The organism is Streptomyces sp. NPDC006296 (assembly GCF_040613235.1).
In the GTDB taxonomy this organism is placed as follows: Bacteria; Actinomycetota; Actinomycetes; order Streptomycetales; family Streptomycetaceae; genus Streptomyces.
On the sequence record NZ_JBEXRT010000002.1, the window covers coordinates 220,978 to 236,740 of the forward strand.

Sequence of the window (15,763 nt, forward strand, 5' to 3'; positions counted from 1 at the left end):
CCGGACACGGCCCGGGGGAGCGCATCCGTGTTGCTCCGTTCACCGCAGTGCCCTCGCCCCGTCGTACCGCCCGACCATAATGAGACGACACCGACTCCCTCAGGAGATGTTGTGACCGGCGCAGACCATCAGCCCTCGCTCCGTACCAGACTCCGCTCGCTGCGCCCCGAGGCCTTCGGGGCGGACCCGTCCGGAGCGCGGATGGAGCGGATCCGCCGCTCGCCCAACTTCGCCGACGGGGTGTTCCGCAATCCCGAGGGGGCCCGGACCAGGCCGTCCGGTTCCATGCTCGAATTCGCCAAGGTGTACTTCCAGAAGGAGGAGCGGGCCCGCAGGTCCCCGCTCGGGACCGTACCCGTCCACGCCACGACCCTGGCCGACCTGGCCGCACCGCCCTCGTCGGGCCTGCGGGTGACCTGGCTCGGCCACTCCAGCGTGCTGGTCGAGATCGACGGCCGCCGGGTGCTGTTCGACCCGGTCTGGGGCGAGCGCTGCTCGCCGTTCGCCTTCGCCGGGCCCAAGCGCCTGCACCCCGTCCCGCTGCCGCTCGCCTCGCTCGGGCCCGTGGACGCCGTCGTGATCTCCCACGACCACTACGACCACCTCGACCTGCCGACGATCAAGGCCCTGGCGGGTACGGACACGGTCTTCGCGGTACCGCTCGGGGTGGGCGCCCACCTGGAGCGGTGGGGCGTTCCGCCGGACCGCATCCACGAGCTCGACTGGAACGAGACCGCGCAGGTCGCGGGCATCGGCCTGACCGCGACCCCCGCGCGGCACTTCTGCGGCCGCGGACTGCGCAACCAGCAGCACACGCTCTGGGCCTCGTGGGTCGTCACCGGCCCGGAGCACCGCGTCTACCACAGCGGGGACACCGGGTACTTCTCCGGCTTCAAGGACATCGGGGCCGCGCACGGCCCCTTCGACGTGACCATGATCCAGGTCGGTGCCTACTCGGAGTACTGGCCCGACATCCACATGACGCCGGCCGAGGGACTGCGGGCCCACCTGGACCTCCAGGGCGGCACGCCGCACGGGGCCCTGCTGCCCATCCACTGGGGCACCTTCAACCTGGCCCCGCACCCGTGGGCCGAGCCCGGCGAGTGGATGAAGGACGTCGCCGACGAGGCGGGCCAGGCCCTGGCCCTGCCCCGGCCGGGCGAGCCCTTCGAGCCGGCGGAGAAGCTGCCCTCGGACGCCTGGTGGCGGGGCGTGGCCGCACCCGCCGCCCACCCGTGGCGCCGTGCCGAGGTGGCGGACGCCGCGCCGGTGCACCAGGAGGAAGTCGACCTCGCCGGCGAGCGGTGACGCGCGGAGGCCCGGGGGCTGCCGGGGCTCCCGGGGCCGGGGCTTCCGAGGGCGACCGGGCCGCCGGGCCCGGTCCGCTCGGGGGGTGACCGACGACGGGTCCGCCCGGCGGTCCAGGCCCCTGCGGGGGTGACGGCCACCGGCTGAGACCAACGTGATCCCGGAGGCACAGGGGAGTCCGCTCCGGCGGTGACGTGCGAGCGGGACGCCCCCGCCGGCCTCGCCGGCACCCGGTCCGGGGCGGTCCCCGTTCGGTCCGAGGCGAACGCTGCCCCGGTCGAGGCGGCCCCCGCTAGGTGCTGTGCCCCCTGCTCAGGGCCCGTGCGGCCCCCGCCCCCGGGCGCCCTGACCCGGAGGAGGCGGCCTCTGCCCCGTCCCGTGCGGCACCCCGGGGCGCTGTGCCCCCTGCTCCGGGCTCGTGCGGCCCCGTCCCGTGCGGCCCCCGGGTGCTGTGCCCCCCCCGCTCCCGGCCCGTGCAGCCCCGCCGCTGCGGCCTCAGGCGGGATAGGCGTGGGTCTGGGTGGCCTTCACCGTCGCCCAGACCTCCGCACCCGGCCGCAGGTCGAGCTCGGCGGCGGCGACGGTCGTCAGGTCCGCGGCCATGCGCAGCTCGCCGGTGAGGTCCGCGCGGATCCGGTCCCCGTGGGTCTCCAGACCGGCGATCTCGCAGTGCCAGAGATTGCGGGCGCTCGTACCGGTGGGACGTTCCCGGTGGAGGGTGACCGCGCTCGGCGGGAAGGCCACGAAGACCGGCCCGGACACCTGCTCCGACGCGGTGAGCGGGGATCCGGAGCCGAGGCGGACGGTGTGCCCGTCCGCCTCGCCCCGGTACAGGTTCAGGCCGACCAGCTGTGCGATGTAGTCCGTGCGCGGGCGGCGGGCGACGTCGGACGGCGTCCCCTCCTGGACGACACGGCCGTCCTCGACGACGACCAGCCGGTCGGCCAGCACCATGGCGTCCAGGGGATCGTGCGTGACCAGCACGGCGACGGCCTCGAACTCGGCCAGATGCCGTCTGAGCTGGGAGCGGACCTCCAGGCGGGTGCGGGCGTCCAGCGCCGCCAGCGGCTCGTCCAGGAGCAGGAGCCGCGGCCGGGTCGCGAGCGCCCGGGCCAGGGCGACCCGCTGGGCCTGTCCGCCCGACAGCTTACGGGGCTTCACGCCCAGGTGCTCCGCGAGCCCCAGCCGGCGGAGCCAGTCGGCGGCCTGCTCGCGCGCCGCCGCCTTGGCCACGCCCTGGCAGCGCGGTCCGAAGGCCACGTTGTCCAGGGCGCTGAGGTGGGGGAAGAGCAGGTAGTCCTGGAAGACGACGCCGACCGGGCGGAACTCCGGCGGCGTCCGCTCCCAGGGGGCTCCGTCCAGCCGCAGATGACCGCCGGTGAGCGGGGTCAGACCGGCGAGGGCCCGCAGGGCGGTGGTCTTGCCCGCGCCGTTGGGGCCGAGCAGGGCGACCACGTCGCCCGGCCGGGCGGTCAGCGCCACGTCGAGGCGGAAGGCGCCCCGCTCGACGACCAGACGGGCGTCGAGCCCGGCCCCGGAGGCCGCGCGGCCCGGCTCGTCGTCCGGACCGACGGACTCGTGGGCGCCGCGGGTGTCCTCGGCGCCGGGGGTGTCGTGGGCCGCACGGGCGGAGACACCGGTCCGGGCCTCGCGGGCGGAGCCCGGGATCTCGGTCATCCTGCTGTCATCCAACGGTCGCGCAGGCCGGCCAGCACCGCGATGGACACCGCGAGCAGAACCAGACTGAGGGCTACGGCCGCCTCCGGATCGCTCTGCAGGGCGAGGTACACGGCCAGCGGCATGGTCTGGGTACGGCCCGGGAAGTTGCCCGCGAAGGTGATCGTCGCGCCGAACTCACCCAGGGCGCGGGCCCAGGCGAGCACCGCGCCCGCCGCGATACCGGGAGCGATCAGCGGCAGGGTGACCCGCCGGAACGCGGTGAAGCGGGAGGCGCCGAGCGTCGCGGCGGCCTCCTCGAAGCGGGGGTCGGCGGCGCGCAGCGTGCCCTCCACACTGATGACGAGGAACGGCATCGCGACGAACGCCTCGGCGATCACGACCCCGGTCGTCGTGAAGGGCAGCGTGATCCCGAACCAGTCGTCGAGCGACCTCCCGATGATCCCGTTGCGGCCGAGGGCCATCAGCAGGGCCACACCGCCCACCACGGGGGGCAGCACGAGCGGCAGCGTGACCAGGGCCCGTACGAGACCGCGGCCGGGGAACTCGACGCGGGCCAGCAGCCAGGCCAGCGGCACACCGATCACCAGGCTCACCGCGGTGGCCGCCGTGGCGCAGACCAGCGACAGCTGGAGCGCCTGCCACACCTCGGCGCTGGTCAGCAGCTCGGGCAGGCTCCGCCACGGAGCGCGTACGAGCAGTGCGACCAGCGGCACGATCAGGAAGGCGAGGCCGATCAGCGCGGGCACCAGCAGGGGCAGGGGCGCCCCCCGGCCGCCGCCCTTCCGCTCGCGCCGGCGCCGCGGCCCGCCCGCGGAGGGGCCGGCCGCGGCGCCCGGGCCGTCGAGCAACGTCACGGCTTCAGGAACCCGGCCCCGGTCAGGACCTTCTGGCCCTGGGCGGACCGCACGAGGGCGATGAAGGCCTCGGCGGCGTCCGCGTTCGCGGAGTCCTTGAGCCGGACGATCGGATAGTCGTTGACGGCATCGGCCGACTCGGGGAATTCCACGCCCTCCACCTTGCCACCCGCCGCGTGCACATCGGTCGTGTAGACGACGGCCGCGTCGGCCTCCTTCAGCTCGACCTTGGTCAGGGCCGACTTGACGTCCTGCTCGTACGAGACGGGGGTGAGCGTGAGCCCGCCGGCGTCCAGGGCCTTCTGGGCGGCGGCGCCGCAGGGCACCTCCTTGTCGCACAGGACCACCTTGAGACCCGGATCGGTGAGGTCCTTCAGCGAGGAGACCCGGTCGGGATTGCCCGGCAGCGTGGCGATCTCCAGCTGGTTGCGCACGAAGGTGGCCGGCGCGCCCGAGGCGCTCCCCGCCTCCGTGACGATCTTCATCGTCTTCGGGCTCGCGGAGGCGAACACATCGGCCGGCGCGCCCCCGGTGATCCCCGCCGCGAGGGAGTCGCTGCCGCCGAAGTTGAAGGAGACCTTCGTACCGGGGTGCGCCTTCTCGAACTCCTCGCCCAGGGTGGTGAAGCTCTCCTTGAGGGAGGCGGCGGCGAACACGGTCACCGGGCCGGACAGCTCGTCCGACCCGGATGCGGAGGACCCCGACGTCGCCGACGCGGAGTCGTCCGACGACGAACAGCCGCTCAGCACCAGCAGGGCGGCTGCGCCTGTACCGGCCGTCCGCAGGATCCGGCGGGTCCGGCGCGCACTACGGGTCATGATGGGTCGCTCCCTCTCGTCCTCACGGACACAGTCACCGGCGGTCCTCGCGGACCGCCCACGGTCTTTCCACGCCCCCACGGGCCGGGGCGCTCACGGCACCCGCCGGAACACCGGGCTCCGGCACCGGCCCTGCCGCCGGCGACCCCGCAGCCCGTACGAGCCCCGGCATCCGACCCGCACCGGCAGGTCCCGGAGCGGCAGCCCGGGCACGGCGCCGGAGCGGTGCCTCGGGCCGAGGAGCCCGGGGCCGTCCGTTCCGTAGCGTGCGGACCGGACGTGGCCGGCCGGTCTGTGCAGGAACGTTCCGGCGTCCCGGGACGTCGCGTCCGGCGCGGCGACCTCGCAGTCCTTGAGGTGCCCGACGGGGTCCGTGCGGCGCCCGACGGGGTCGGCGAGGACACCGGGTGGGGCGGCGCCCTTTCCGGTCCGGTGGGTATGCATGCGCTGATGATACTGCCGCAGATGCCAGGCAAAAGTCTCCTGTCGCTTCGTATGAGTGAGAAACGAACGTGGTCGAGCTGGCATGTGCGTTTGTACAGGGGAGTGGTCCGGGTACCGTCACCGAGGAGGTGGTACCCGTGAGTCAGCCCCTCGCAGCCGCCGCTACGACGGCCGGACCGGCACCGGCGTTCGCCCTCGGCGGTGACGTGGCCCGCCCGGCCCGGCTGTCCGTGTGCGACCTGTCCGCCTGGCCGCAGCACACGTCGGACGTCAGTTTCGAGTGCGCCACCAGTGGCGTCCAGCACCACCGCTTCACCGGGCCGTTGCTGCACGACGTGCTCATGGACGCCGGGCCCCGCTTCGCTCCCGCCCGGCGCAGGGACCGGCTGCGCTTCCTGATCGCCGTCTCCGGAGCGGACGGCCACCGCGCACTGCTGTCCTGGGCGGAGATCGACCCGGACTTCGGGCAGGCCCGGGTGCTGCTCGCGGTCACCATCGACGGCACCCCGCTCGACCGTTCCGGACCGCAGCTCGTCCTGCCGCAGGACCGCTGCGGCGCCCGCCACGTCAGCGGCATCAACGCCCTCCGGGTGGACGGCGGTTACTCCACATGGGAGTGACGGCCCCTGGGCGGGCGCCTGTTGACAGCCCGGGACCCCGCTCGCTTTACTCCCTCCCAGGCCGAAGTCCCGCACTCGGCCCCAGAGGTACGCCCAGCCGGTACCGCGGTCCACGCACCGTCAGCCCGGACTGAGTCGCCAGGACCCGTGCACGCGCGGTGTCCGAGGCGGGGACGTACCCCCCATCCCCCGGAGTTCGTGATGTCCTTCGTCAACCGCGTCCGGTCCCATGGACGGGTTCCGGTGGCAGCAGCCGTGGCAGCGGCGCTGATCACCCCGCTGTTCTTCACCTCCACCGCCGACGGTGCCGCCCTGGCCGTGAGCCCCCCGCCGGCGCACGCCGATTTCGACTACCAGATCGGCGAGCCGTACACGCCCCCGGCCGGGGTGGAGGTCGTGAGCCGCGACCACACCGCATCGCCCGCGGCGGGCCTCTATTCCATCTGCTACGTCAACGCCTTCCAGGCGCAGCCGGGAGCCGAGAGCGAGTGGGGCGACCTGCTGCTGCGGGACGCCGCCGGTGAGATCGTCTACGACGAGGGCTGGGGCGAGGCGATCCTGGACATCCGGACCGCCGCCAAGCGCCAGCGGATCGCCGCCAAGGTCAACTCCTGGATCGACTCGTGCGCCACCAAGGGGTTCCGGGCCGTCGAGCCGGACAACCTCGACACCTTCGCGCGCACCGATCTGATCAGTGAGGCCCAGGCGAAGACGTTCGTCAGGCTGCTCGCCGACCACGCCCACGAGAAGGGCCTCGCGATCGCGCAGAAGAACACCTCGGAGTTCTCCCTCGACCGCGACGAGACGGGCCTCGACTTCGCGGTCGCCGAGGAGTGCGGCGAGTGGGACGAATGCGGTGACTACACCGAGGGCTTCGGCGACGACGTGATCGTCATCGAGTACCAGGAGCAGGCCTTCAGGGAGACGTGCGCCGAGTTCGGGAGCCGGCTCAGTGTGGTGCTGCGCGACGTGGACGTCAGCGCCCCGGGTGACGGCGGGTACGTCCGGAAGACCTGCTGAGCCGGTCCTGAGGACCGCCCTGCCCGGCCGTGCCCGCGCGGCGACGGGCGGGGCGGTGACCCGGCTCGGCGGCGGGAAGTGCGTGCGGGCGGGGTGTGACCGGCGGGCTCCGCCGGCGCCACCCGCCCGCCCGGGACCCCCGGAGGGCGGCGTGCCCGGCCGGGGGCTCAGCCCGGGGAGCCGGGGCCGGGCGGGATCTGGACCGTCATGATCAGGTGGCACGTCCCGCTGCCCGAACCGCGGTAGGCGTGGGGGGCGTCGCCGTCGAACGTGGCGGTCTGGCCGGCCTCGACCGAGTGCTCCGCGCCGTCGACGACCAGCGTCATCCGGCCCGAGGTGACGCTGACGGTCTCCACCACGCCGGCCTGGTGCGGGTGGCTGGCGTACTCCTCGCCCGGCTCCAGCCTCCAGCGCCAGATCTCGACCGGGGCCGGGCCCGAGGTCGTCAGCACGAGCCGGGCCTCGCCGCCCCGCTCGCTGGCCCAGAGCGGCATGAGGGCGTCGGCGGACACCACGCGGACGCGGCCTCCGGCCGACCCCTCCAGCAGGGCGGACACGGAGACACCGAGTGTGTCGGCCAGTCGGACGAGCGTGGCGAAGTTCGGATTGCCCTGCGCCTTCTCCAGCCCGACCAGCGCGCCCTTGCTCACCGTGGCGCGCCGTCCCAGCTCGTCCAGGGACAGCCCCGCACGGGTGCGCGCGGCCCGGACGTTGCGGGCGAGCGTGCGCAGGGCCTCCTCTGCCTCGGGCACCTGATCACCTTCCTGATCCGTTGGACAGCGGAATGGTCCGCTCGGTCGTTCGGTTGACAACGGGCGGTCGTTTCATTGTACGGTCCAGTCGTTCCGCTATGGAACGGTGGCGGGTCGCCGCGCTCCTTCGAGCCGGACGGGCACCGCGGTGCGTCGCCTCCCGCCCCTGCGGTACGGCTCTGCCCCCGGCCGCCGTGCCCGGACCGTACCGGTCGCTCGCGACCCCGCCACGACCGCCCTCACGCACACGAACACAGGACACCGCCCCATGACCGTCTTCCGCCTGCACCCCGATGTCGCCGCCGCGTTCCCCGACACCCTCGTCGCCCTGGTCACCGCGACCGGCCTGCGCGGACGCGAACCCTGGCCCGAGACCGCCGCCGCCCTGGACGACCTGGAGCGGCAGGTCGCCGACGGCGCCTGGCTGCCGGCCGACGAGAGCGACCCCCGGATCGAGGCCTGGCACACGGTCTACCGCTCCTTCGGCACCAACCCCCGCCGCATCCGCCCCAGCGTCGACGCGCTCGGCCGCCGCGTGGCCAAGAAGGGCACACTGCCCCGGATCAACCCCGCGGTCGACGCCTACAACGCCGTCTCCCTCCGCCACGGTCTGCCCGCCGGCGCCTTCGACCTCCGGCACGTCGCCGGCGACATCGACATCCGGTACGCCGACGGCAGCGAGGAGTTCACCCCGCTCGGCGAACCGGACACCCTGGAGAACCCCAAGCCCGGCGAGGTCGTCTACGCCGACACCGCCGGCGTCCTGACCCGGCACTGGAACCACCGCGACGCCCATCGCACGCGTGTCACCGAGGACAGCACCCGGGTGACCTTCGTCCTGGAGACCCCGCACGCCGCCCGAGACGGTCATCTCGTCGAGGCCGCCGCGACGGCACTCCGGGGCCTGCTCCTCCCGCACGCCGAGGACGCGGCCGTGCGCCACCTCGGCCCCGCCCACCCGGAGGCGGGCGTCTGACCGCCCCGACACCCGCCCCACCGCTCCACCCCTGCGGGCACGCCTCCGGCCGGCCCGCCCGCCTGTGCCCGCGCCCGTCCTCGGCCGTCGGCACGGCCGCCGCTCTCCGGAAGGAGCGTGGCGCCGTAGAGCGGGAAGCGGGGGCAGGAAGCCGGGACCCCGGGAAAGGGGGACGGGCATGCGTGCACCGCCGTCGATCGGGTACCCGGCAGCCCAAGGCCTGACCGACCGCAGAAGGGGTTGTCCTCCATGTCCTCCTCACTCGTCGAAACCGTCGACATCAAGGCGCCGATCAGCGTCACCTGGGCGCTGTGGAGCGATGTGACGCAGTGGCCGAAGTTCCTGAGCCACGTGCGGCGGGTGGACCCGATGGACGAGCGCAGGTTCTCCTGGCAGGTGTCCGTGCCGGGTGCCGACAAGGGCTTCGTCGCCGAGCTGACCGAGGTCGTCCCGGAGGACCGGATCGCCTGGAAGACGATCGAGGGCGTGCACCATGCCGGTGTGGTCACCTTCCACCGGCTCGACGACACGTCCAGCCGTGTCGCCCTCCAGATCGAGTACGACCCCCACGGCTTCGTGGAGCGCCTCGGCGCCCTGACCAACCTCGACTCGGTGCTGGCCAACTACGACCTGGGCGAGTTCCAGAAACTGGCCGAGGCCACGGCCGCGGGCGAAGCGCCCCGGCTCCCGTGACCACGGGCCGCCCGCCCCGCGGCTGACACTCGCACAGGCGACCGCCCGCGCCCCCCGACGAGGGGAGCACGGGCGGTCGTCTGTGTGTACCGGGACGGCGGGGAGGGGCCGGCCTCACACCGGTGTGGAGGCTCCGGCCCCGCGGTCGGCAGGCTCCTCGGAGGGAGCGGCCGGGGCGGTGGACGCGCCGGTGGACCCCTCGGCCGGCGTCCCGGCGGCCGGGTTCCGGGCGAGCGGGACCCGGCCCCTCCGGGCGCGCTCCGCCGCCGCCTGGCGTGCGGTGCGCAGCGGGGCCTGGGTCCATTCGGCGAACCACCAGACTCCGGCCACCACGCAGGACCACATCAGCCCGCTCAGCACCGCATCCGGCCACGGCGCCCGTTCCGCCCAGCGCTCCACGCCGGTCAGGGCCACCCACCCGCTGAGCAGCACGGTCAGAACTCGTACACGCCTGTATCGGAACATCCAGGCCCGCTACCCCCGTTCGGCGGGCTCACGCAGCGTCACCTCGAAAGAGTCGCTGGAAGGAGCACGAGACGGAGCCGGGTGGTGCGGGGCCGGGGCGGGAGGTCCGTCGGTCGCATCGTCCCGGTGCCCGGGTCCGGCCGGCGGTGTCCCGCCGCCCACCGGGGATTCGTACGTGGGATCGATACCCGGCCGTCCGTCCCGGGGTGGGGCCGCGGGGATTCGGCTGTCCGTACGAGGCGTCATACCAGAGCGGGACGCCTGGCGGGCAACTTCGACAACTGCACGCCGAGTACCGGCGATTGACGACTACCGTGTGTTGCCGGTGATCAACGGTGGGCTCCTATCGGTCGAGCCCGCTCCAGCCGTTGACCCGGGCCTGACCGACCACCGTAGGTGTCACCACACGAATGCCGATTCCTGGTGCCCCACGTACCGAGGACGAAGATGTCTCAACTTCGCGCACCCAGCGCGCGACCGGAACGCCGCGAGAGCGGCCGGCACGGCCGTCCGGGTGGCCGCTCGCACGCGGCCGCGAACCGGCCGCGCGCCGCGCAGCCACCTCCCGACAGCCGCCTGCGACCCCAGCTGATGCGCACGGCACTCCTGCCGACCGTGGCCGCCCTGCTCAGCGGGGCCGCGGCCGTCATCTTCACGGTCCGGGCCTCCGGGGTCAGCCCCTCGGGAAGCCTCCTGGCCGCGCTCGGCGGATCCGGCGCGCTGGCCGTGGCGGCGCTCGCGGCGGCCGTCCTCGGCGCCAACCGTGTCTCCGCCGGGGTGCTCGACCGCGCCCTGGCGCTCCGGCGCACCGGAGCCCAGCACCATGCCGAGCTCCAGCGGGTCATGGAACGGATCCGCGCGGGCGAGGCGCTGCCGGCCCGCCGGGACACACCCCCCGCCGACGCGGACGCGGACGCCTTCGACCTCCTCGCCCAGGAGATGGGCCGCGCGCACGACAGTGCGGTGGCCGCCGTCGTCGAGGCGTCCCAGCTGTTCCGCGGCCACGCCAACGGCGACGAACAGAAGGTCGAGGTGTTCGTCAACCTCGCCCGGCGCCTGCAGTCCCTCGTGCACCGCGAGATCCAGATCCTGGACGAATTGGAGAACCAGGTCGAGGATCCCGACCTGCTCAAGGGCCTCTTCCACGTCGACCACCTCGCCACCCGCATCCGTAGGCACGCCGAGAACCTCGCCGTCCTCGGCGGCGCGGTCTCGCGGCGCCAGTGGAGCAACCCCGTGACCATGACGGAGGTGCTCCGCTCGGCGATCGCGGAGGTCGAGCAGTACCCCCGGGTCAAGCTCGTGCCGCCGATCGACGGCACCCTGCGCGGACACGCCGTCGCCGACGTGATCCACCTCCTCGCCGAACTCGTCGAGAACGCCACGGTGTTCTCCGCTCCGCACACCCAGGTCCTGCTGCGCGCCCAGCGCGTCACCGCCGGACTGGCCCTGGAGGTGGAGGACAGGGGCCTCGGCATGCCCGCGCAGGAGCAGAAGCGGATGAACACCCTGCTCGCCGATCCCGACCAGGTCAACGTCGCCCACCTGCTCCAGGACGGGCGGATCGGGCTGTTCGTCGTCGCCTCGCTGGCCCGCCGGCACGGCATCGCCGTCCGGCTGCAGAGCAACATCTACGGGGGCACGCAGGCGGTGCTCGTGCTGCCCGAGGTCCTCCTGGGCATCGACATCGACGCCACCGCACCCGGCACCGTGCCGGGCCCGCAGCCCGCAGCCCCGCACCTCCCGCCCGCGCAGGTCGCGGCGCCCGTGATCCCGGCGCAGGCGGCGGTGGAGTCCCCGCCGTCCCCCGACCGGACTCCGGCGAGCGACGGGCGCGGCGCGGGCCCCCCGCTGCCGCTGCGCGCCGAGCGCGTCGACCGTCCGAACCTCGCAGCGTCCCCGCCGGGCGCGGGGCCCGCCGGGATCATGGAGCCCGCTCACGCTCCGGTGCCCGCGGCCTTCCAGGGGCCCGTCCCGTCCGCCGGACCCGTCGAGCCCGTCCCGCCCGCCGGGGTGGATCTCGCCGCTCCGGTCGTGCCCGCGGTGGTGGACCTCGCCGCCCCGGCCGCCGAGGCCGAACCCGACCGCCCCCGACTGCCCCGGCGCAGCAACCAGGAACATCTGGTTCCGCAGCTCCGTGAGGCACCCGCCCCGCGCGCCGAAGACGAGAACGCCCTCCACGACCCCGGTCTGATGGCCGCCTTCCGCCGCGGTGTCGATCTCGCCGAGGCCCAGAACGCCGAGGCCCAGAACGCCCAGGCCCACAACGCCCAGGCACCGGGCCCCGATCCGCAGAACCCCGAAGAGCCGGGGGTGACGGACCCGTACCGACCCTCCGGTGCCGTCCCCGTCCCCACCGGCCACGCCCCGGGCGTCGGCGTGCAGCGCCCCCACGGCCTCGCCCCGCTGCCCTTCCGTTCCCCCGCCGGCGCCGTGCCCGTCCGCACGGAGCGGACCGGCCCGGCGCACCGGGTCCCGCAGGCACCCGGACCGGACCCCCGCCCCGAGAACACGTTCAAGGAGTAGACGCATCATGACGAGCGACACGCCGTCCGGTCAGGTCTCGGACCTCGACTGGCTGCTGAGCGGCCTGGTCCAACGCGTACCCCACACGCGCAGCGCCGTCCTCCTCTCGGCGGACGGACTGGTGAAGTCCGTCCACGGGATGGACGCCGACAGCGCCGATCACATGGCGGCCCTCGCCGCGGGGCTGTACTCACTCGGCCGCAGTGCCGGGGCACGGTTCGGCGACAACGGCGACGTGCGGCAGGTCGTGGTCGAGCTCGACTCGACCCTGCTGTTCGTCTCCACCGCCGGATCCGGGACCTGTCTCGCCGTCCTCGCGGGCCGCGAGGCGGACGCCGCCGTCCTGGGCTACGAGATGGCCATGCTGGTCAAGAGCGTGCGGCCCTACCTGATGACGCCGCTCCGGCAGCCGGCCGGAGCGCCGTTCACCCCGGGGCCGTGAGGATGCCGGTCCCGCAGGACGGGCCGTTGCTCGACGACGCGGCGGGCCGCCTCATCCGCCCGTACACCGTGAGCGACGGCCGTACGCGGCCGACCACCGTGCTCGATCTGCTCTCCCTGGTGATGGCGACGGGGAGCGATCCCCACGTCCCCCTCGGCCCCGAACACACGGTGGCCCTGGAACTCTGCGGCGGGCCCACGTCCGTGGCCGAGATCGCCGCCCATCTCCGGCTGCCCGCCGTCATCGCCAAGGTCCTCGTGTCCGACCTGGTCGACTGCGGTGCGGTCACTGCACACGCCCCCGCGTTCCACGACATGCCAACCGACCGATCTCTGCTGGAGGCAGTGCTCGATGGTCTACGACGACAGCTCTGACAGCTCCGAGTCCTTCCCGGTCGCCCTCAAGGTCCTGGTCGCGGGTGGGTTCGGCGTCGGCAAAACGACGTTCGTGGGCGCCGTCAGCGAGATCGCGCCGCTGAGTACCGAGGAACTCCTGACCCAGGTCAGCGCGGCGACCGACAGCCTCGAAGGCATCGAATCCAAATCGGCCACCACCGTGGCCATGGACTTCGGCCGGATCACCCTGTCCGAGCAGCACGTGCTCTACCTCTTCGGCACGCCCGGCCAGGAGCGCTTCTGGTTCATGTGGGACGAGCTGTCCACGGGCGCGCTCGGCGCGGTCGTGCTGGCCGACACGCGCCGACTGGCCGAGTGCTTCGCGGCCGTCGACTTCTTCGAGCGGCGCGGCATCGGCTTCATCGTCGCGGTCAACGAGTTCGACGGTGCCTACCGCTACGAACCGGAGGAGGTGCGGGCGGCGCTCGACCTCGGACCCGAGGTGCCGGTCGTCCTCTGCGACGCCCGGATCGCCAGCTCGGGGACCGGAGCGCTGGTCACCCTCCTCCAGCACCTCATCAACGCCACGACGCCCGCGCCGCTCCCGGTCTTCGGCGCCCATCCGTGACCTCGGCGCCCCGGCGGCCGTGCGCCGCCGCCGCTCGCGCCGCGGGTCCGGCGACGCCCGCGGAGCCGAGCGGGGGACCGCCGGGGGAGCGGACTCCGGGGACCCCGTGGCGGCCGGGGCCACCGCGCGGCGCCCCGGCGGGGCAGGAGGCCCGCCGGGTGACGGCCCTGCGCGGCGGCGGCCGGACGCCGGGCGGCTCCGCCGTGCGCAGGGCCGTGGATCAGGGCCGCGGATCAGGGCCGCAGGAAGCCGGTGATCCGCTGCCGCAGTGCGTGCGGGTCGAGCCCGTGCGCCGTCAGGTGCTCCTGCATCTGCCCGTACCTGCGCAGCTCGCTCCGGCCCACCCCCAGGCCGAGCACCCGGTGGGGCAGGTCGGCGAGGGCGTCGTTGGCCGCCGAGGTGGAGGTCCCCGCCAGATAGGGCTCGACGAGCACGATGTCCGCCGGCCCCCGCGTCCCGGCCGCGCGGCGCAGGCCCGCCGCGTCGAAGGGGCGCACCGTCGTCGCGTACAGCACGGTCGTGTCCAGCCCCTCCGTCGCTTCCAGGACGTGGTCCAGCATCGGCCCGACGGCCACCACCACCCCGCCGCTGCCCTCCCGCACGGTGTCGAAGCCCGGCCCGGAGACCGGACGGGCGGTGCCGTTCGACTGGAGGGAGAGGCGTACGTAGACGCGGTCGTCCCCCGATACGGCCCGCCGTAGCAGCGTCTCCGCCTCGTCCGGGTGCCCCGGCACCAGCACCGTCCAGCCGTCGAGCGTGTCCAGGAGGGCGACGTCGCCCGGCGCCATGTGGGTGAAGCCCCCGGCCGGCCAGTCGTACGAGCCGCCGGCGCTGACCAGCACCCCTCCCACCCCCTGGTGCCCGAGATCCAGTTTCACCTGCTCGAAGGGGCGTTCCACGAGGAAGCTCGCGAAGGTGTGCATGACGGGCCGCATGCCGGTCAGCGCCATACCGGCGCCCGCGCCGATGAGCAGCTGCTCCCTGATCCCCACGTTGACCACCCGGTGCGGATGGGCCCGCTCGGCCGGACCGAAACCGTCCCGGCTGATCTCGGCCAGCACCAGGGCGGTGCGGGGGTCCTCGTCCAGGAGGCGGGTCGTGGTGGCGATGAAGCGGTCGCGCATGGTGTCCATGGGGTGTCCTCGATCCTGTTCGGTTGCGGTGGGCGGGGCCGGACGGTCAGCGGCCGGGCGCCACGCGGGCGATCACGGCGTGCGGCCGACCGGGGTGCGGCGCGGTGAAAGCGGCGTACAGCGCCTCGTGGTCGCGGCCGTCCACGGTCAGGGCGGACCATCCACCGGCCTCGAACCGTGCCGCGATACCGCCCGGCCTCGCGTGCGTCGCCGAGGCGTTGTCGATCACCACGGTGTGCAGCCGGTCGAGCCCGGCCGGGCCCGCGTAGGCGATCGCCTCGTGGTTGCTGCCCTCGTCCAGCTCGGCGTCGCCGGTCAGCACCCACACGCGCGGGTCGGTCAGCCCCTGCGCGCGCAGCCCCAGCGCAGTGCCGACGGCGAGCGGGAGCCCGTGCCCGAGCGACCCACTGCCGATCTCGGCGCCCGGCACGAGGAGCCGGTCGGGGTGGTGCCCGAGCGGCGAGTCGTACGACCCGAAACCGCTCAGCAGCTCCTCGCCGAAGAAGCCGCGGGCGGCCAGCACGGCGTAGTAGGCCATCGGGCCGTGCCCCTTCGAGAGCAGGAACCGGTCCCGGCCGGGCGAGCCGGCGGTGGCGGGTGAGACCCGCAGCACACGGTCGTACAGCACCCAGAGGGCGTCCAGGGTGGAGGTGGCGGCCGGACCGTGCTTCTCGTCGCCGGTCATGAGGCCCATCAGCCGGTCCAGCTCGGCGTAGCCGCGGACCGGCGGTGTCGTCGTGTTCGTCATGCGGCCCAGCATTCGACCTCAAGCGCGATCGAGGTCAAGTCCCTCGACGGCCGGGGAACGGGTTCGTGAGTACCGGTGCAAGTGCGGTATTGTTCTCATGCGCGTTCAGCCCGGGGGAAACCCCAGGTCAGACGGACAGCGGGACGTGGCGCAGCTTGGTAGCGCACTTGACTGGGGGTCAAGGGGTCGCAGGTTCAAATCCTGTCGTCCCGACTCGGCAGAGTCGTGAAGCGAGGGCCGGTTTCGGAGAGATCCGAAACCGGCCCTCGCTCGTGCGTGCGGCCGGTTCCGCTTCCGCGGCGGTGGTGCCGTGACCTGGCC

17 protein-coding genes and 1 tRNA gene are annotated in these 15,763 nt (G+C 74.0%); 10 read left to right on the top strand and 8 right to left on the bottom strand.

Features of this window, described 5'->3' with window-relative positions:
* Positions 1-111: 111 nt before the first annotated feature.
* Positions 112-1,308 (top strand): MBL fold metallo-hydrolase, encoded by a 1,197-nt coding sequence (locus ABZ172_RS02355; protein WP_356879281.1) that lies wholly within the window; start codon positions 112-114, stop codon positions 1,306-1,308.
* 495 nt (positions 1,309-1,803) lie between these two features.
* Here ABZ172_RS02355 and ABZ172_RS02360 read toward each other — a convergent pair whose 3' ends face one another.
* The 4 genes from ABZ172_RS02360 to ABZ172_RS02375 all read right to left on the bottom strand — a co-directional run bounded on the left by ABZ172_RS02360 (position 1,804) and on the right by ABZ172_RS02375 (position 5,104).
* The gene (locus tag ABZ172_RS02360) at positions 1,804-2,985 is read right to left on the bottom strand and encodes an ABC transporter ATP-binding protein (RefSeq protein WP_356879282.1); all 1,182 of its coding nucleotides are present in this window, start codon (positions 2,983-2,985) and stop codon (positions 1,804-1,806) included.
* A complete protein-coding gene (gene modB / locus ABZ172_RS02365; protein ID WP_356879284.1) occupies positions 2,982-3,842 on the bottom strand; it encodes a molybdate ABC transporter permease subunit in 861 nt (286 codons plus the stop codon). The genes ABZ172_RS02360 and modB overlap by 4 nt, the downstream gene beginning before the upstream one ends.
* Positions 3,839-4,660, bottom strand: a complete 822-nt coding sequence (gene modA, locus ABZ172_RS02370) for a molybdate ABC transporter substrate-binding protein (protein WP_356879286.1) — start codon at positions 4,658-4,660, stop codon at positions 3,839-3,841. The genes modB and modA overlap by 4 nt, the downstream gene beginning before the upstream one ends.
* Positions 4,661-4,753: 93 nt before the next feature.
* Positions 4,754-5,104 carry a hypothetical protein gene (locus tag ABZ172_RS02375; protein WP_356879288.1) on the bottom strand — a complete coding sequence of 117 codons (351 nt, stop codon included), beginning with the start codon at positions 5,102-5,104 and terminating at the stop codon, positions 4,754-4,756.
* Positions 5,105-5,241: 137 nt separating this feature from the next.
* Between ABZ172_RS02375 and ABZ172_RS02380 the strand changes: the two genes are divergently transcribed.
* Together ABZ172_RS02380 and ABZ172_RS02385 are read left to right on the top strand one after the other, a co-directional pair.
* The gene (locus tag ABZ172_RS02380; RefSeq protein WP_356879290.1) at positions 5,242-5,724 is read left to right on the top strand and encodes a molybdopterin-dependent oxidoreductase; all 483 of its coding nucleotides are present in this window, start codon (positions 5,242-5,244) and stop codon (positions 5,722-5,724) included.
* A 201-nt stretch (positions 5,725-5,925) separates the two neighbouring features.
* On the top strand, positions 5,926-6,744 hold the full coding sequence (locus tag ABZ172_RS02385) for an endo alpha-1,4 polygalactosaminidase (protein ID WP_356879292.1): 819 nt from the start codon (positions 5,926-5,928) through the stop codon (positions 6,742-6,744).
* 167 nt (positions 6,745-6,911) lie between these two features.
* On the opposite strand, the gene ABZ172_RS02390 is transcribed toward ABZ172_RS02385, so the two are convergent.
* Complete coding sequence (locus ABZ172_RS02390; RefSeq protein ID WP_356879294.1) at positions 6,912-7,496, bottom strand: XRE family transcriptional regulator; 585 nt, start codon at positions 7,494-7,496, stop codon at positions 6,912-6,914.
* Between the two features lie 268 nt (positions 7,497-7,764).
* On the opposite strand from ABZ172_RS02390, the gene ABZ172_RS02395 reads away from it, so the two are divergent.
* Positions 7,765-8,472 (top strand): phenylalanine--tRNA ligase beta subunit-related protein, encoded by a 708-nt coding sequence (locus ABZ172_RS02395; protein WP_356879296.1) that lies wholly within the window; start codon positions 7,765-7,767, stop codon positions 8,470-8,472.
* A 249-nt stretch (positions 8,473-8,721) separates the two neighbouring features.
* On the top strand, positions 8,722-9,165 hold the full coding sequence (locus ABZ172_RS02400) for an SRPBCC family protein (protein ID WP_356879298.1): 444 nt from the start codon (positions 8,722-8,724) through the stop codon (positions 9,163-9,165).
* Positions 9,166-9,279: 114 nt separating this feature from the next.
* Here the strand turns inward: ABZ172_RS02400 and ABZ172_RS02405 are convergent, their stop codons facing one another.
* The gene (locus tag ABZ172_RS02405) at positions 9,280-9,597 is read right to left on the bottom strand and encodes a hypothetical protein (RefSeq protein ID WP_356879300.1); all 318 of its coding nucleotides are present in this window, start codon (positions 9,595-9,597) and stop codon (positions 9,280-9,282) included.
* 480 nt (positions 9,598-10,077) lie between these two features.
* On the opposite strand from ABZ172_RS02405, the gene ABZ172_RS02410 reads away from it, so the two are divergent.
* Genes ABZ172_RS02410 through ABZ172_RS02425 form a run of 4 tightly spaced genes read left to right on the top strand, consistent with a single transcriptional unit; the run spans position 10,078 to position 13,561 of the window.
* Positions 10,078-12,156, top strand: coding sequence for an ATP-binding protein (locus ABZ172_RS02410; RefSeq protein WP_356879302.1), 2,079 nt, complete (start codon positions 10,078-10,080; stop codon positions 12,154-12,156).
* Between the two features lie 7 nt (positions 12,157-12,163).
* A complete protein-coding gene (locus ABZ172_RS02415) occupies positions 12,164-12,598 on the top strand; it encodes a roadblock/LC7 domain-containing protein (protein ID WP_356879304.1) in 435 nt (144 codons plus the stop codon).
* 2 nt (positions 12,599-12,600) lie between these two features.
* A complete protein-coding gene (locus ABZ172_RS02420; RefSeq protein WP_356879387.1) occupies positions 12,601-12,972 on the top strand; it encodes a DUF742 domain-containing protein in 372 nt (123 codons plus the stop codon).
* Positions 12,950-13,561 (top strand): ATP/GTP-binding protein, encoded by a 612-nt coding sequence (locus ABZ172_RS02425; RefSeq protein ID WP_356879306.1) that lies wholly within the window; start codon positions 12,950-12,952, stop codon positions 13,559-13,561. Before ABZ172_RS02420 ends, ABZ172_RS02425 begins: the two co-directional genes overlap by 23 nt.
* A gap of 233 nt (positions 13,562-13,794) precedes the next feature.
* On the opposite strand, the gene ABZ172_RS02430 is transcribed toward ABZ172_RS02425, so the two are convergent.
* Positions 13,795-14,694: a transketolase gene (locus ABZ172_RS02430; RefSeq protein ID WP_356879308.1), complete on the bottom strand. Its 900-nt coding sequence runs from the start codon at positions 14,692-14,694 to the stop codon at positions 13,795-13,797.
* 46 nt (positions 14,695-14,740) lie between these two features.
* Positions 14,741-15,442 carry a transketolase gene (locus ABZ172_RS02435; protein ID WP_356879310.1) on the bottom strand — a complete coding sequence of 234 codons (702 nt, stop codon included), beginning with the start codon at positions 15,440-15,442 and terminating at the stop codon, positions 14,741-14,743.
* 139 nt (positions 15,443-15,581) lie between these two features.
* Between ABZ172_RS02435 and ABZ172_RS02440 the strand changes: the two genes are divergently transcribed.
* Positions 15,582-15,655, top strand: a tRNA-Pro gene (locus ABZ172_RS02440).
* Positions 15,656-15,763: the final 108 nt, after the last annotated feature.

What these genes read in the sequence shown, in the direction of transcription:
- ABZ172_RS02360 (WP_356879282.1), bottom strand. Translation starts at nt 2,985, where the DNA reads ATGACCGAGATCCCGGGCTCCGCCCGCGAGGCCCGGACCGGTGTCTCC.
- modA (WP_356879286.1), bottom strand. Translation starts at nt 4,660, where the DNA reads ATGACCCGTAGTGCGCGCCGGACCCGCCGGATCCTGCGGACGGCCGGT.
- ABZ172_RS02375 (WP_356879288.1), bottom strand. Translation starts at nt 5,104, where the DNA reads ATGCATACCCACCGGACCGGAAAGGGCGCCGCCCCACCCGGTGTCCTC.
- ABZ172_RS02385 (WP_356879292.1), top strand. Translation starts at nt 5,926, where the DNA reads ATGTCCTTCGTCAACCGCGTCCGGTCCCATGGACGGGTTCCGGTGGCA.
- ABZ172_RS02395 (WP_356879296.1), top strand. Translation starts at nt 7,765, where the DNA reads ATGACCGTCTTCCGCCTGCACCCCGATGTCGCCGCCGCGTTCCCCGAC.
- ABZ172_RS02400 (WP_356879298.1), top strand. Translation starts at nt 8,722, where the DNA reads ATGTCCTCCTCACTCGTCGAAACCGTCGACATCAAGGCGCCGATCAGC.
- ABZ172_RS02410 (WP_356879302.1), top strand. Translation starts at nt 10,078, where the DNA reads ATGTCTCAACTTCGCGCACCCAGCGCGCGACCGGAACGCCGCGAGAGC.
- ABZ172_RS02415 (WP_356879304.1), top strand. Translation starts at nt 12,164, where the DNA reads ATGACGAGCGACACGCCGTCCGGTCAGGTCTCGGACCTCGACTGGCTG.
- ABZ172_RS02420 (WP_356879387.1), top strand. Translation starts at nt 12,601, where the DNA reads ATGCCGGTCCCGCAGGACGGGCCGTTGCTCGACGACGCGGCGGGCCGC.
- ABZ172_RS02425 (WP_356879306.1), top strand. Translation starts at nt 12,950, where the DNA reads ATGGTCTACGACGACAGCTCTGACAGCTCCGAGTCCTTCCCGGTCGCC.
- ABZ172_RS02430 (WP_356879308.1), bottom strand. Translation starts at nt 14,694, where the DNA reads ATGGACACCATGCGCGACCGCTTCATCGCCACCACGACCCGCCTCCTG.
- ABZ172_RS02435 (WP_356879310.1), bottom strand. Translation starts at nt 15,442, where the DNA reads ATGACGAACACGACGACACCGCCGGTCCGCGGCTACGCCGAGCTGGAC.